At 45.7% G+C, this 13,791-nt stretch carries 11 protein-coding genes; 6 read left to right on the forward strand and 5 right to left on the reverse strand.

The window, feature by feature from the left end; genetic code table 11:
- Positions 1-10 precede the first annotated feature (10 nt).
- From cueR to zipA, 4 genes are all read right to left on the reverse strand, one after another.
- The gene (cueR, locus tag F0316_RS09225; protein WP_001027397.1) at positions 11-430 is read right to left on the reverse strand and encodes a Cu(I)-responsive transcriptional regulator; all 420 of its coding nucleotides are present in this window, start codon (positions 428-430) and stop codon (positions 11-13) included.
- Between the two features lie 228 nt (positions 431-658).
- Complete coding sequence (locus tag F0316_RS09230; protein WP_000357097.1) at positions 659-2,068, reverse strand: OprD family porin; 1,410 nt, start codon at positions 2,066-2,068, stop codon at positions 659-661.
- 630 nt (positions 2,069-2,698) lie between these two features.
- Positions 2,699-4,708 (reverse strand): NAD-dependent DNA ligase LigA, encoded by a 2,010-nt coding sequence (ligA, locus tag F0316_RS09240; RefSeq protein WP_001286039.1) that lies wholly within the window; start codon positions 4,706-4,708, stop codon positions 2,699-2,701.
- 132 nt (positions 4,709-4,840) lie between these two features.
- Entirely contained in the window at positions 4,841-5,716 is an 876-nt protein-coding gene (zipA, locus tag F0316_RS09245) for a cell division protein ZipA (protein WP_001157060.1), read from the reverse strand.
- A 229-nt stretch (positions 5,717-5,945) separates the two neighbouring features.
- On the opposite strand from zipA, the gene cysZ reads away from it, so the two are divergent.
- The 5 genes from cysZ to crr all read left to right on the forward strand — a co-directional run bounded on the left by cysZ (position 5,946) and on the right by crr (position 10,817).
- A complete protein-coding gene (gene cysZ / locus F0316_RS09250; protein ID WP_001167404.1) occupies positions 5,946-6,698 on the forward strand; it encodes a sulfate transporter CysZ in 753 nt (250 codons plus the stop codon).
- 122 nt (positions 6,699-6,820) lie between these two features.
- Positions 6,821-7,789 carry a cysteine synthase A gene (gene cysK, locus F0316_RS09255; RefSeq protein ID WP_000036923.1) on the forward strand — a complete coding sequence of 323 codons (969 nt, stop codon included), beginning with the start codon at positions 6,821-6,823 and terminating at the stop codon, positions 7,787-7,789.
- A 297-nt stretch (positions 7,790-8,086) separates the two neighbouring features.
- Positions 8,087-8,344, forward strand: a complete 258-nt coding sequence (locus F0316_RS09265) for an HPr family phosphocarrier protein (RefSeq protein ID WP_000273061.1) — start codon at positions 8,087-8,089, stop codon at positions 8,342-8,344.
- Between the two features lie 133 nt (positions 8,345-8,477).
- Positions 8,478-10,199, forward strand: coding sequence for a phosphoenolpyruvate-protein phosphotransferase PtsI (ptsI, locus tag F0316_RS09270; protein ID WP_000623159.1), 1,722 nt, complete (start codon positions 8,478-8,480; stop codon positions 10,197-10,199).
- A gap of 108 nt (positions 10,200-10,307) precedes the next feature.
- The gene (gene crr / locus F0316_RS09275; protein WP_000522238.1) at positions 10,308-10,817 is read left to right on the forward strand and encodes a PTS glucose transporter subunit IIA; all 510 of its coding nucleotides are present in this window, start codon (positions 10,308-10,310) and stop codon (positions 10,815-10,817) included.
- A gap of 124 nt (positions 10,818-10,941) precedes the next feature.
- On the opposite strand, the gene F0316_RS09280 is transcribed toward crr, so the two are convergent.
- A complete protein-coding gene (locus F0316_RS09280) occupies positions 10,942-12,105 on the reverse strand; it encodes a 2-octaprenyl-3-methyl-6-methoxy-1,4-benzoquinol hydroxylase (RefSeq protein ID WP_032473850.1) in 1,164 nt (387 codons plus the stop codon).
- A gap of 253 nt (positions 12,106-12,358) precedes the next feature.
- Here F0316_RS09280 and miaB point away from each other — a divergent pair, with 253 nt between their 5' ends.
- Positions 12,359-13,783 carry a tRNA (N6-isopentenyl adenosine(37)-C2)-methylthiotransferase MiaB gene (gene miaB / locus F0316_RS09285; protein ID WP_000038553.1) on the forward strand — a complete coding sequence of 475 codons (1,425 nt, stop codon included), beginning with the start codon at positions 12,359-12,361 and terminating at the stop codon, positions 13,781-13,783.
- Positions 13,784-13,791 lie beyond the last annotated feature (8 nt).

A 13,791-nucleotide genomic window follows, 5' to 3' on the forward strand; every position in this document is an offset into this window, starting at 1 on the left:
AACTAAGACCCTACGGGGTCTTAGTTTTATTGTTTGAACAACAATGTCCCTTCAACTGTTCTATGATTGGGCAATCGCTGCCTTGATCTCCGGGACAAGAGGCAATCCACTCTTCTAGCTGCTGCTTAATCATGGTGAGCTCGGAGAGTTTTCTCGAGACTTCTTGCCACTTTTCTTGCGCTCGCGCGCGCACCGCTGCGCTCGTTCGGTTTGGATCATTGGCAAGAGTGAGCATGGCTTTACACTCATCCAAACTAAAACCGACTCGCCGACAGCGAGCAATCAGCAGTAAATCATCCACATGCTGCTGAGTGTAAGTGCGATAACCACTTTCAGAGCGCAATGGAGGGGTGATGAGACCTTTCTCTTCGTATAGACGAATCGACTTGGCAGTCAGCGAGGTGAGTTTGGCAATCTGGCTAATATTCATAATGACACCTCTTTATTTAGCAAAAATAAAAACCAATATTTCAGAAAGCTATTTCACAATATACCTACTAATCACTAAGCGTATTAACCACTTGCAGGAGGAGGCGATACATCATGTGTTGCCCATCAAGAGAGAAGATTGGGCATACCCAAGAAATATACACCAATAAAAAAACCAGTCAGATTAACTGACTGGCTTTAGCCGCTAAGGATCTATTAATAGGCGTTATTAATGGAAGCTGTAAGGGATGATTACTTGTAGACGTAAATCTGTTTCATCTGCATCAGATGCGCCCTCAAATTCATCACGCTCTAAGATTGTTCCATGCAGACGAACAGTTGTACCCTTTAACGCACCAGCTTGAACAGAATAAGCAACAGTAGCATTTACTGCATATTCACTTTCGTAATCCCAATCACCGGATGCGCCACTCGCAGCTGAGTCAGAGCCCGTACCAAAGCCAAACCCTAAGTAGTAGCTCCAACCATTACCTTGATCGTAAGATACACGGTTGTACCATGCAACTTCACCTGATTTGTTCCAATCAGACAATGCATCCCACCATTGAGACCAGTTACCATTATTCATACCATAAGTATGAATTGTACGAGGAACAAAGTCAGAACGATTGTCTGTATCTGTATACATCAACTCAGACATCCATGAAAATTGTCCGAATGATTTGTTTAGTGATAGACCTGTATGGAAACCTAAGCCATCATATTTGACTTCATCATCAACACCATAGAAGTCAAATGCCACTGTTGTAGTATCGTTAACAGTGTATTTTAAGTAGGCTTTATACGATGTATTATCTGTTTCAGCGTGATAACTAGTAACCTTACCAGCACCCCAATCAACATTGTTTGCGTATTGAACACCTGTCGCCTGACCTACACCTAACTGCATAAATAAACTGTCAGTGAGGTTGCCATTTAAGCCCAGCGAATGCAAATAACTCCAAGAAGTATCAGACCATAATGCAGGCGCGTAATCGTCTTGGCTTAAAAGCCATGGTGCAGTAAATTGGTCCGCTCCAAAATACGTTAGATTGAAATTACCAATTTTTCCATTTAGTTCAAAACCACGGTATGTACCAGGTACAAAACTCCATACGTTACCAATAGTGCCATTACCATTGGCTTGAATCATACCAAAACGACCATCAAAGTTTTCGTTAGCTTTAAACTTCAAAGCAGCCTTGTAAATTTTTAATTGTTGGCCGTCACCAGCCCCCCAATCAAGGTTATTACAGGTGGAAATTTCATTACAAAGATACCCTTCACTATCACTATAACGGCTCTCGTTGTACAAATCGCCGGAATAATAACCAGCAATATCTGCACCTAGCCATCCATCATGATAACCAGAAGTGAAATCTAGAATAGCGTTATAAGACGAATAATTTAATCGACTCCAGCGATCGCCATTTTCACCACCTGGTTTCCCAGTAGTCCGTGTACGTGAACGAGTATCTACAATGAATGCAGCATTAAGACTCGAGTCTTGCATAAATTCATTTACTTTCTCTACATACTCACCACCGCCAGCAGATTCAGTGTTTGCTGAAGCGGGAGCAACAGCAACAACACCAAACATGGCTGCTGTTAGCGCAGATATCTTGAAAAATTTGTCCATGGATAACTCCTAAAAATGGATATAGCTGTTTTTTGAGTTTCTCCCTTAAGTTGGCCGCCGAAGGGAGAAGTCATTTCCTTTTCGAGTATCGAAACCGATTCTCTTAGTTGTTGGCACACTGACCGTGTATCCATATCCGTAGACTAACTCTCGGTTAGAAAACATCAATCAGAACTTAATTTTTATCTAAAAAAATATGAGCCACGGCAAACTTCTGGGGAGTAAGTGATCGAGATCCAATTATTACTAGCACAAAGCCAGAGCAAACCTAAATAACTGATAAGTATAAATTTTTATTATTGGTCAATGTATTTTATTTGAAATGCGTCGAATAAAAACAAAATGAGGGATGACTTTTAAAAACAATAAAAGTCCTGAACTTGATATAAATTGGCGAGTTGTTTCTGAGCAAAAATAAACCCCAGCACAGGCTGAGGTTTAGACTTGGGATGAGCAAGAAGTTCAATCTATTTATAAAAAATGCAGCAGATCCAACATGAAACATACCGAATCGAGTTGGAATTGTAGGTAGGCTGCAAGTAAATTCATCCCTATAAGCATAGGCAGGCGATGTTGGAGTGAACACACATCGCCAACACCACTGCCGCTTCAAATATTAAGTGAATAGGCTTATTTCAAAAATTCGATTAATGCTTGCTCATCGAAAACTTGGATACCCAACTCGGTCGCTTTGGCTAGCTTAGAGCCCGCTGCTTCTCCTGCAAAAACAATATCAGTATTTTTTGATACGCTCCCCGTCACCTTAGCACCTAAAGCTTGTAGTGCGGCTTTCGCATCATTACGAGACAATTGAGTAAAACTGCCGGTTAACACAACAATTTTGCCCGCTAGAGCAGAGTCTACCGCCACGGGCGCAGCCGTTAGCGCCGGCCATGTGATGCCTTGTTCTAGCAATTCATTGATCACTTGTTGGTTACGGTCTTGCGCAAAGAAGGCCTGTAAATGGCTTGCAACAACCACTCCGACATCGGGGACTTCGATAAATTGTTCTAAACTCGCTTGTTGAATCGCTTCCAAACTTAAAAAGTGCTGAGCCAAGTTGAGTGCGGTAGCCTCGCCGACTTCACGAATACCCAGTGCATATAAAAACTTAGGTAATGTGGTTTGCTTCGCTTTATTGAGAGCATCAATCACATTCTGCGCCGATTTGGGGCCCATTCGCTCCAAAATCGTGAGCTCTCCCGCTCTTAACCGGAATAAATCAGCAGGTGTACTCACCATTTCTCGGTCAACCAGTTGCTCAATCACTTTATCGCCCAAGCCTTCTACATCCATGGCCTTGCGAGAAACAAAATGCTTCAATGCCTCTTTGCGCTGAGCTTGGCAAATCAGTCCACCGGAACATCGAGCAACCGCTTCTCCTTCAACCCGTTCAACATCCGATTGACAAACTGGGCAACGAGTAGGAAATACAATAGATTTTGCATTCTCAGGGCGTCGCTCTAATACCACCGAGACGATTTGTGGGATGACATCCCCAGCACGGCGGATCACCACCGTATCTCCGACCATCACTCCCAAACGCTCAATCTCATCGGCATTATGTAATGTGGCATTACTTACCGTAACACCACCGACAAACACAGGTTCCAACTTAGCAACAGGGGTAATCGCGCCAGTACGACCTACCTGAAATTCAACATCATTGAGCAAAGTAAGCTCTTCCTGCGCAGGAAATTTATAGGCAATCGCCCAGCGCGGCGCTCTAGCCACGAACCCCAATCGCTCTTGCAACTGGATATCGTCAACTTTAATGACGACGCCATCAATCTCATAAGCCAAAGACTGGCGACGTTGCAAAATGTCTTGATAAAAAGCTTTGACTTCGGCGAGAGAAGTTACCAGTTTGGTTTCTGGACAAATCGGCAGCCCCCAGCCCTTTAATTGTAAAAATCGTTGATAGTGGCTGGTCGCTAACTCTCCGCCTTCAATAACACCAACACTGTAAGCATAAAAAGCCAGTGGACGTTGAGCGGTAATTTTAGAGTCGAGTTGACGTAGGCTCCCCGCCGCGGCATTACGAGGGTTCACAAACTGCTTTTCACCTTTTTTAAGCGCTCGTGCGTTAAGTGCTTCAAACCCCGCTTTAGGCATAAACACTTCACCGCGCACTTCAAGACGAGTTGGAAAATCTGCGCCTTGCAGGCGTAAAGGGATTGATTTAATGGTACGTACATTTTCTGTGATGTTTTCGCCGGTCGTACCATCACCACGAGTCGCCGCGCGGGTCAGAACACCATTTTCGTATAGTAAACTGACCGCCAAGCCATCCAGTTTCGGCTCACAACAAAAGGCACTATGCTGTACCGCCGGGATCCTATCCGTCATACGGCGATAAAAGCTTTCTAATTCACCATCATCAAAGGCGTTATCGAGCGATAACATCGGAATTTCATGCACGACAGATTCAAATGCATCAAGCGGACGTCCTCCGACTCGTAAACTGGGCGAGTCCGAGCTCATCAATTCCGGGTGAGCCGCTTCCAATTCCAGCAGCTCGCGCATTAAGCGATCGTATTCTGCATCCGGAATGCTGGGGGCATCTTCTACGTAATAGCGGACACCATGCTCATGCAAGGTTTTTCTTAATTCTGTTAATCGTTGCGCGACATCTGACATCGTAATTCTCTCGGATGATGAAAAAAGGCTCCGCTACGGAGCCCTTTTAGTATAACTAGGGATATCTCTATCTTGTTACTGACGAAGTAAAGCAGCGCGCTATCGCGTGGTGCTTGAATGAATACCCAAAACTTAGGCTTGAGCGGCTCGAACTTTAAACTCTTGAATTTGCTTACGATAAGCATCAAGTCGGTTCGGAGTCATTAAGTTACGAGCATCGTCCAACACATGCCCACCAAGATCATCGGCAATTTGTTGAGCGGTTTTTAGCATCAACTTGAAGTTTTGCTCAGGATCGCCAAAACACGGCAGTGTCATAAAAAAGGAGATGCCTTTGGTTGAAAAGTCCGCAGGATCATCATGCATCAGCGTACCAGGTTGCATCATATTCGCGACACTAAACAACACTTTCCCCGTTCCAGAGAGATCCGCATGGCGATGGAAAATATCCATCTCACCAAACAACAAACCATTTTGCTGCATGCTATCGAACAGTTTGGTTCCGATAAAAGGCTGGTTACCAGCGCAGTGTACATTGAGCACAATCACATCCAGCTTTTCTTCCTGCGGCTCTTGTACCTCAATCTCGGTCACCGCTTCAGGTTGCCCCTTAGCCATTGGCACGTTTGGCACAACTCGAGGCATCTCAACCTGAGGTTGAACCTTTCTAGGTTGAGGTTGGGATTGAGGCTGAACCGGAATGCGCGCTTCCTCATCCTCTTCTTCATCCAGCTCATCATGGGCCGCGAAATCAGAGATCAGAGGATCATGCTGTTGATTCGGAATGCCAAAATCAGGCTCTTTGCGTTCCTTGCGGATGATTTCGAAATCGTCTTCCGCCGCAAAGGCACGCGAAGGCGGATCATCACTTTCGACTTTCATCTTGCGCAGAGGTTTATCACCAAACTTGGACTTTCCCTCTTTTTTGCTGGTCCACAGACCATGAAACAGCAACGCCGCTATCGCCAACGCGCCAACAATTATCAATACGAATCGCAGTTCCTGCATCTTAAACTCTCAGTATCCCGTTTGATGTTCTGAGCTCTAGCGCCCGACAGGACGTTTATCAGGGTGTGTTTTTGACTTGTCGGGGTACTTTACCAAAACTCTCGTTGAATTTAGAACAACTTAATGTGAGAAGTTGAAAAGATGACGCGTTTTTTGCAGTTTCGTCATTTCACTTCAGTATCAATCAAGTACAATCTTCACTCGGTTTATCAAGGAGAATACCGTTTTTATGCAGATCAGCTCACGTTCCGGGTTCGGCTACTTCTCTTACGGCATACGTTTGGCTTTAACGCCAGGCATACGTCGGTTCGTTGTTCTTCCGCTACTGGCTAACATCATCTTAGTCGGCGGTGCTATGTACTACTTATTCAGCCATTTAGACACTTGGATCAGCGAGTGGATAGGACAATTACCTTCGTTTCTCTCTTGGCTAAGTTATGTACTTTGGCCGCTGTTAGCATTAACCATTCTCGCTACTTTCTCCTATTTTTTTAGTACCTTAGCCAACTTTATTGCCTCGCCATTTAATGGTCTATTGGCCGAAAAGGTGGAGCAGCATCTATCAGGTGAACGCATCGGTGAGGAAGGTGTCTGGGCACTGGTCAAAGACGCTCCTCGAATCCTTAGTCGAGAATGGCGTAAACTGCTTTACGTGCTTCCCAAAGCACTTGGCTTATTCCTGCTATTACTGATCCCAGCACTTGGGCAAACCCTAGGCCCTATTGCTTGGTTCCTGTTCACGGCTTGGATGTTGGCTATACAGTATTGCGACTATCCCTTCGATAACCACAAAATCAGCTTCCATGACATGCGTAACACTTTGAAACAAAATCAAAGTAAGGCCTATGGATTTGGTATGCTGGTCGCTTTTTTCACAAGCATTCCGATTGTGAACCTCTTCATCGTCCCAATTGCCGTGTGTGGCGCGACGGCGATGTGGGTGATGGAATTTAAGACACAACACTCCCCTGTGCGCCAATAACAAGCACCACATAAGTTATAACTTTTTAATCCTTTTCGCTTAGTGAATATGAACTTATTCTCTGTCCATATTCACTAAGTATTCACGCACACTCACTGCGTAACGAATGAAGGAACATCGCCATGAGCAAAATCTACGAAGACAATTCACTGACTATTGGTAACACTCCACTAGTGCGCTTAAACAAAGTCTCTAACGGCAAAGTGCTGGCTAAGATTGAAGCACGCAACCCAAGCTTCAGCGTAAAATGCCGAATCGGCGCCAATATGATTTGGGAAGCTGAAAAGCAAGGCAAACTCAAGTCTGGCGTTGAATTAGTAGAGCCAACAAGTGGTAATACTGGTGTTGCCCTAGCGTTTGTTGCTGCAGCTCGTGGATACAAGTTAACTCTGACCATGCCTGAATCGATGAGTTTAGAGCGTCGTAAGCTACTCAAAGCACTTGGCGCCAATTTAGAACTGACTGAAGCAGCAAAAGGCATGAAAGGCGCGATTGCGAAAGCAGAAGAGATTGTTGCCAGCAACCCAGAAAAATATTTGCTCCTCCAGCAATTCAATAACCCAGCTAACCCGCAGATCCATGAAAAGACGACAGGCCCAGAGATTTGGGATGCAACAGATGGTCAAATTGATGTGTTTGTTGCTGGTGTTGGTACTGGCGGTACATTGACGGGTACCAGTCGCTACATCAAAGGCACTCAAGGTAAAGCCATTCTTTCTGTTGCGGTTGAACCGGCTGAATCACCGGTCATCACACAAGCACTGGCGGGAGAAGAAATCAAACCTGCTCCACATAAAATTCAAGGTATCGGTGCCGGTTTTATCCCTGGTAACTTAGATTTAAGCTTGATTGATCGTGTTGAGCGTGTCACCTCAGATGAAGCGATTGAAATGGCGCGTCGCCTAATGGAAGAAGAAGGCATTCTCGCGGGGATCTCTTCTGGTGCTGCGGTTGTTGCCGCTAACCGAATCGCACAATTGCCTGAATTTGAAGGAAAAACTATAGTCACTGTGTTACCAAGTTCAGGTGAACGTTACTTGAGCACAGCTCTATTCGCAGGCATTTTCACTGATAAAGAAAACCAGCAGTAATACGTGGTTAAATCAAATTTTCGTTTAAAAAAGCCCCAGTCAGGGGCTTTTTTGTTGATCCCTGCCTCACCTTTGGTAATATCGGCATGTTTTATTTTTAGCTTCAAAATAAAGAAGCAGACGGTTTACGCTCAATTGATCAAATTGCAAAAAATAGCAAAGGCAATTGATAAAATTTTGACCAGCCTTAGTTCTAACACGAAAAGCCTGTGACAGTGCTAGCACAAAGCAGTTTATGCGGTTAAGCTAAATCTGGTTAACAAACTTACAAAAAATAAACTCATTGGGGTATAAAACATGTACGAGAAGCAAGTAGAAATCACTGCAGAAAACGGCCTTCACACTCGTCCTGCTGCACAGTTTGTTAAAGAAGCAAAAGCCTTCGATGCAGACATCACTGTGACTTCTAACGGTAAAAGTGCAAGCGCGAAAAGTCTGTTCAAGCTGCAAACGCTAGGTCTGGTAAAAGGTACTGTCGTGACTATCTCTGCCGAAGGCCCTCAGGCAAAAGAAGCTGTTGAGCACCTAGTTGCTCTGATGGACCAACTTCACTAATCCGGTCTTCCTTTCAAAGCCATTTTGTTCACGCAAAATGGCTTTGTTGGAAATAACCCGAGAAATACGCTAAACGTTACGGTTAGCGATTGTCCACTCTCCCGTTTACAGTTGACCAGTTTAAGGTAAGGCTATGATTTCAGGCATTCTAGCATCTCCAGGTATTGCTATTGGTAAAGCATTACTTCTTCAAGAAGATGAAATTGTCCTAAACACAAACACCATTTCTGACGATCAAGTAGAAGCCGAAGTTGAGCGCTTTTACACTGCGCGTGATAAATCTTCTGCGCAGTTAGAAGTGATCAAACAAAAAGCACTTGAAACTTTTGGTGAAGAAAAAGAAGCCATCTTTGAAGGCCATATCATGTTGCTTGAAGATGAAGAGCTAGAAGAAGAGATTTTAGCCCTCATCAAAAAAGAAAAAATGTCTGCCGATAACGCAATTCATACCGTTATCGAAGAGCAAGCCACTGCGCTTGAATCTTTAGACGATGAATATCTCAAAGAACGTGCAACAGATATCCGTGATATCGGTACACGTTTTGTGAAAAACGCTCTGGGCATGCACATCGTATCGCTGAGCGAAATCGATCAAGAAGTTGTCCTTGTTGCCTACGATTTAACGCCTTCTGAAACTGCGCAGATTAACCTGAACTACGTTCTCGGTTTTGCATGTGATATTGGCGGCCGTACCTCTCACACTTCTATCATGGCTCGCTCTCTAGAGCTGCCAGCGATTGTCGGTACTAACGACATCACTAAGAAAGTGAAAAATGGCGACACATTAATTCTGGACGCAATGAACAACAAGATCATTGTGAATCCAACTCAAGCACAAATTGAAGAAGCCAAAGCGGTTAAAGCGGCTTTCCTAGCGGAAAAAGAAGAGCTCGCTAAGCTGAAAGATCTTCCAGCAGAAACGCTAGACGGCCATCGCGTTGAAGTGTGTGGCAACATCGGTACCGTGAAAGACTGTGACGGTATCATCCGTAACGGTGGTGAAGGTGTCGGCCTATACCGTACTGAATTCCTGTTCATGGATCGTGATGCCCTGCCAACAGAAGAAGAACAGTACCAAGCCTACAAAGAAGTCGCGGAAGCGATGAATGGCCAAGCGGTTATCATCCGCACCATGGACATCGGCGGCGACAAAGATCTGCCGTACATGGATCTCCCAAAAGAGATGAACCCATTCTTGGGTTGGCGTGCCGTGCGTATCAGCTTAGATCGCCGTGAAATTCTACGTGACCAGCTACGCGGTATTCTGCGTGCTTCTGCACACGGCAAACTTCGCGTTATGTTCCCAATGATCATTTCAGTAGAAGAAATTCGTGAGCTGAAAAATGCGATTGAAGAGTACAAAGCTGAACTGCGCACCGAAGGTCATGCTTTCGATGAAAACATCGAAATCGGTGTGATGGTAGAAACGCCAGCTGCAGCAGCGATTGCTCATCACTTGGCAAAAGAAGTCTCTTTCTTCTCTATCGGTACCAACGATTTAACTCAGTATACCCTAGCGGTAGACCGTGGTAACGAGATGATCTCTCACCTCTACAACCCACTCTCTCCAGCGGTTCTGACCGTGATCAAGCAGGTGATTGATGCTTCTCACGCAGAAGGCAAATGGACTGGTATGTGTGGTGAATTAGCGGGTGACGAGCGTGCAACGCTACTCCTACTCGGTATGGGTCTGGATGAGTTCTCAATGAGCGGCATCTCGATTCCAAAAGTGAAGAAAGTGATCCGTAACGCCAATTATGCGGAAATCAAAGCGATGGCTGAAGAGGCGCTTGCCCTGCCAACGGCTGCAGAAATTGAAGCTTGCGTAGATAAATTCATCGCAGCGAAAGCGTAATTATCGGTTGATACCAAGGAGATAGGCGATGAAAATAGTCGTCTATCTTTAGCGATTGGTATACTATACTTCGACAGAACAAATTTAAAACGTTAGGAGCATGACACAATGGGTCTGTTTGACAAACTTAAGAAGCTAGTCTCTGACGACAGCGCTAACGCAGGTGCAATCGACATCATCGCACCTCTTTCTGGTGAAATTGTAAACATCGAAGATGTACCAGATGTGGTTTTCGCTGAGAAAATCGTTGGCGACGGTATCGCGATCAAGCCTGCTGGTAACAAAATGGTAGCTCCTGTTAACGGTACTATCGGCAAAATCTTCGAAACCAACCACGCGTTTTCTATCGAATCAGATGACGGCGTTGAGCTGTTTGTTCACTTCGGTATCGACACGGTTGAGCTGAAAGGTGAAGGCTTCAAGCGTATTGCTGAAGAAGGCCAATCAGTGAAAATCGGCGATACTATCATCGAATTCGATTTGGCACTGCTCGAAGAGAAAGCAAAATCAACTCTGACTCCTGTTGTTATCTCTAACATGGATGAAATCAAAGAGCTGAACAAACTTTCTGGTTCAGTGACCGTAGGTGAAACACCGATCCTACGCGTGACCAAGTAATCGCTTGGTTCGATTTAAAACGTTCGATGTAAAAAACGCTGCCGAGTGCAGCGTTTTTTGTTTTTACGGCCGAGTCTTTTGACATAGCCAATAGCGCCTAACTAGCGCTCATCTCAAACAACATTCAATTCGTAAAACCAAGGGCATAACGCAGCACTTGCGTTTTCAGTGGGCCAGAACGCTCAGCCAATGCCAACGCAGCATTACGCAGAAACTTCACTGGTGTCATTGAGTTACTGAAGGTTTTGTAGAACAAGTCCATCCCTGTTTGCATCAGTAAATTATCGGGACGACGGCAGCGTTCATAGCGTTCAAAAGATGCCTGATTTAACGCCTGCTCTTGAGTTTGCGCCAGCAACACGGCCACATCTTTAAAGCCCAAATTGACGCCCTGCCCTGCTAATGGGTTTATGGTGTGTGCTGCATCCCCAATCAAAATACAGCGATTTTTCACATACTGCTGAGCATGACGGCGCGTTAATGGGAAAGCACCGTGTTGCAACACTTTAATATTCCCCAACTCGGCCGGAAAATACTGCAGAATTTCGCTACGCAATTGCTCCGGATTAAGACCGCTGAGCTTGCGAATACGCTGCGGTGTGTCATACCACACCAAAGACGCCTGATTGCCGCCCAAAGGTAAGTAGGAGCGCGGCCCTGTTGGAAAAAATTGCTGCCACGTGGTTTCTTGTTGGATCTGCTCCGTCTGCACATTAATCAACATACAGTGTTGACGATAATCCCACGCCGTTACACCGATATGCGCCAGTTGGCGCACCTGGGAATTTGCGCCATCCGCACCGATTACCCAATCACACTCAATTTCAGCGCCCGATTGCAAGGTAACACGGCATCCCTCTGCACTCACATTCAACTGCGCCAATTGTTCGGGACACATTAAGGTCAACTGCGGATAAGCTGCAAATTGCTGCCATAGTGCTAATTGAATGACTCGGTTTTCTACCATGTAACCTAATTGTGGCAACCCGAGCGACTCACAAGAAAAATGCGTTCGACATTCTGGGTGTTCCCACGTTTCTAAGTGACGATAAGGACAAGCACGCATACCAACAACACTTGACCAAGCACCCAGTTCTTCTAGCAGTGCTACCGAGGTTTGCGAAATCGCAGAAACACGCACATCCATAGGCTGACTGGGCTCAAAAGCGTGCGGCGCGCCAGAATCAATTACCGCAACCTTGCGTCCTTGGCGAGCAAAGCCCAGTGCAGCAGCCGCGCCCACCATGCCGCCCCCCACCACGAGGATGTCAAATTTGTTGCTACTCATACCTTTTCCCACCCAGTATTTTCTCTTCACGGCATTGTACGGAGTAAGGGAAATATTGCGACATTTTTTACGTTAAATCCTTGCTCGTAATAAGGTAAAAAGCCAATCACAACAAGGGTTACAAGAGAATTCCGCCAATTACTAGTCAGTCGGTTTTTAAAGCAGTACAATACGCCGCTTACCGCCGAGAGGGCGGCTAGAATGTGAGCTACAGCTCAAATGATTGAAGAACTATTGAACGAGCGAAAGTGAGATGAGTAAGAAACTGCTAATTAAAACTTGGGGCTGCCAGATGAACGAGTACGATTCATCGAAAATGGCTGACCTGCTTAATGCTGCAAACGGCTATGAGCTGACAGAAATACCCGAGGAAGCTGACGTTTTACTCCTAAACACCTGTTCGATTCGTGAAAAGGCACAGGAAAAAGTCTTCCACCAACTCGGTCGTTGGAAAACCCTGAAAGACAAAAAACCCGGAGTCGTGATCGGTGTCGGTGGCTGTGTTGCCACTCAAGAAGGTGACTCGATTCGCGATCGTGCACCTTATGTGGATGTCATCTTCGGCCCACAGACACTCCATCGTCTGCCTGAAATGATTAAACAATCGCAAACCAGCGACGCGCCCGTGATGGATATCTCTTTCCCTGAGATTGAAAAATTCGACCGCCTGCCTGAGCCACGTGCGGAAGGCCCAACTGCGTTCGTTTCAATCATGGAAGGCTGCTCAAAATACTGTACTTACTGCGTAGTGCCTTACACACGCGGTGAAGAAGTCAGCCGTCCTATGGACGATGTCCTGTTCGAGATCGCTCAGCTTGCCGAGCAAGGGGTGCGTGAAGTTAACCTGCTGGGTCAAAACGTCAACGCTTACCGTGGTGCCACTCACGATGGCGGCATTTGTTCTTTCGCTGAATTACTGCGTTTGGTCGCCACCATTGACGGCATCGATCGTATCCGCTTTACCACTAGCCACCCACTCGAATTTACGGATGACATTATTGCAGTGTACGAAGACACGCCTGAGCTCGTGAGCTTCCTGCACTTGCCAGTACAAAGTGGGAGCGATCGCATTCTGACTATGATGAAGCGTCCACATACGGCGATTGAGTACAAATCCATTATCCGTAAGCTACGTAAAGCACGCCCAGATATTCAAATCAGCTCTGATTTTATCGTTGGCTTCCCTGGGGAAACCGACAAAGATTTCCAAGACACCATGAAGCTGATCCGCGATGTCGATTTCGACATGAGCTTTAGCTTTATTTTCTCACCTCGTCCAGGCACACCCGCCGCTGACTATCCTTGCGATCTGTCGGAAGAAGTGAAGAAAGAACGTCTGTACGAATTGCAACAGCAGATCAACAGCCAAGCTATGCGTTATTCACGCCTGATGCTGGGTACTGAACAGCGTATTTTGGTTGAAGGCCCATCGAAAAAAGATCTGATGGAGCTGCGTGGCCGTACTGAAAATAACCGTGTAGTGAACTTCGAAGGCTCACCGGATCTGATCGGTCAATTTGTTGATGTGAAGATCGTTGACGTTTTCCCGAACTCACTGCGCGGTGAACTGCTGCGTACCGAACAAGAGATGAATCTGCGTATCGCGACCTCTCCCTCTGAAATGAAAGCGAAGACTCGCCGCGAGGATGAGCTTGGGGTTGCTACATTTACTCCTTAATCTCGTAT

This window comes from Vibrio cholerae, from assembly GCF_008369605.1.
Taxonomy (GTDB): Bacteria; Pseudomonadota; Gammaproteobacteria; order Enterobacterales; family Vibrionaceae; genus Vibrio; species Vibrio cholerae.

What these genes read in the sequence shown, in the direction of transcription:
- F0316_RS09265 (WP_000273061.1), top strand. Translation starts at nt 8,087, where the DNA reads ATGTACGAGAAGCAAGTAGAAATCACTGCAGAAAACGGCCTTCACACT.
- ptsI (WP_000623159.1), top strand. Translation starts at nt 8,478, where the DNA reads ATGATTTCAGGCATTCTAGCATCTCCAGGTATTGCTATTGGTAAAGCA.
- F0316_RS09280 (WP_032473850.1), bottom strand. Translation starts at nt 12,105, where the DNA reads ATGAGTAGCAACAAATTTGACATCCTCGTGGTGGGGGGCGGCATGGTG.
- F0316_RS09230 (WP_000357097.1), bottom strand. Translation starts at nt 2,068, where the DNA reads ATGGACAAATTTTTCAAGATATCTGCGCTAACAGCAGCCATGTTTGGT.
- zipA (WP_001157060.1), bottom strand. Translation starts at nt 5,716, where the DNA reads ATGCAGGAACTGCGATTCGTATTGATAATTGTTGGCGCGTTGGCGATA.
- cysZ (WP_001167404.1), top strand. Translation starts at nt 5,946, where the DNA reads ATGCAGATCAGCTCACGTTCCGGGTTCGGCTACTTCTCTTACGGCATA.
- cueR (WP_001027397.1), bottom strand. Translation starts at nt 430, where the DNA reads ATGAATATTAGCCAGATTGCCAAACTCACCTCGCTGACTGCCAAGTCG.
- crr (WP_000522238.1), top strand. Translation starts at nt 10,308, where the DNA reads ATGGGTCTGTTTGACAAACTTAAGAAGCTAGTCTCTGACGACAGCGCT.
- miaB (WP_000038553.1), top strand. Translation starts at nt 12,359, where the DNA reads ATGAGTAAGAAACTGCTAATTAAAACTTGGGGCTGCCAGATGAACGAG.
- cysK (WP_000036923.1), top strand. Translation starts at nt 6,821, where the DNA reads ATGAGCAAAATCTACGAAGACAATTCACTGACTATTGGTAACACTCCA.
- ligA (WP_001286039.1), bottom strand. Translation starts at nt 4,708, where the DNA reads ATGTCAGATGTCGCGCAACGATTAACAGAATTAAGAAAAACCTTGCAT.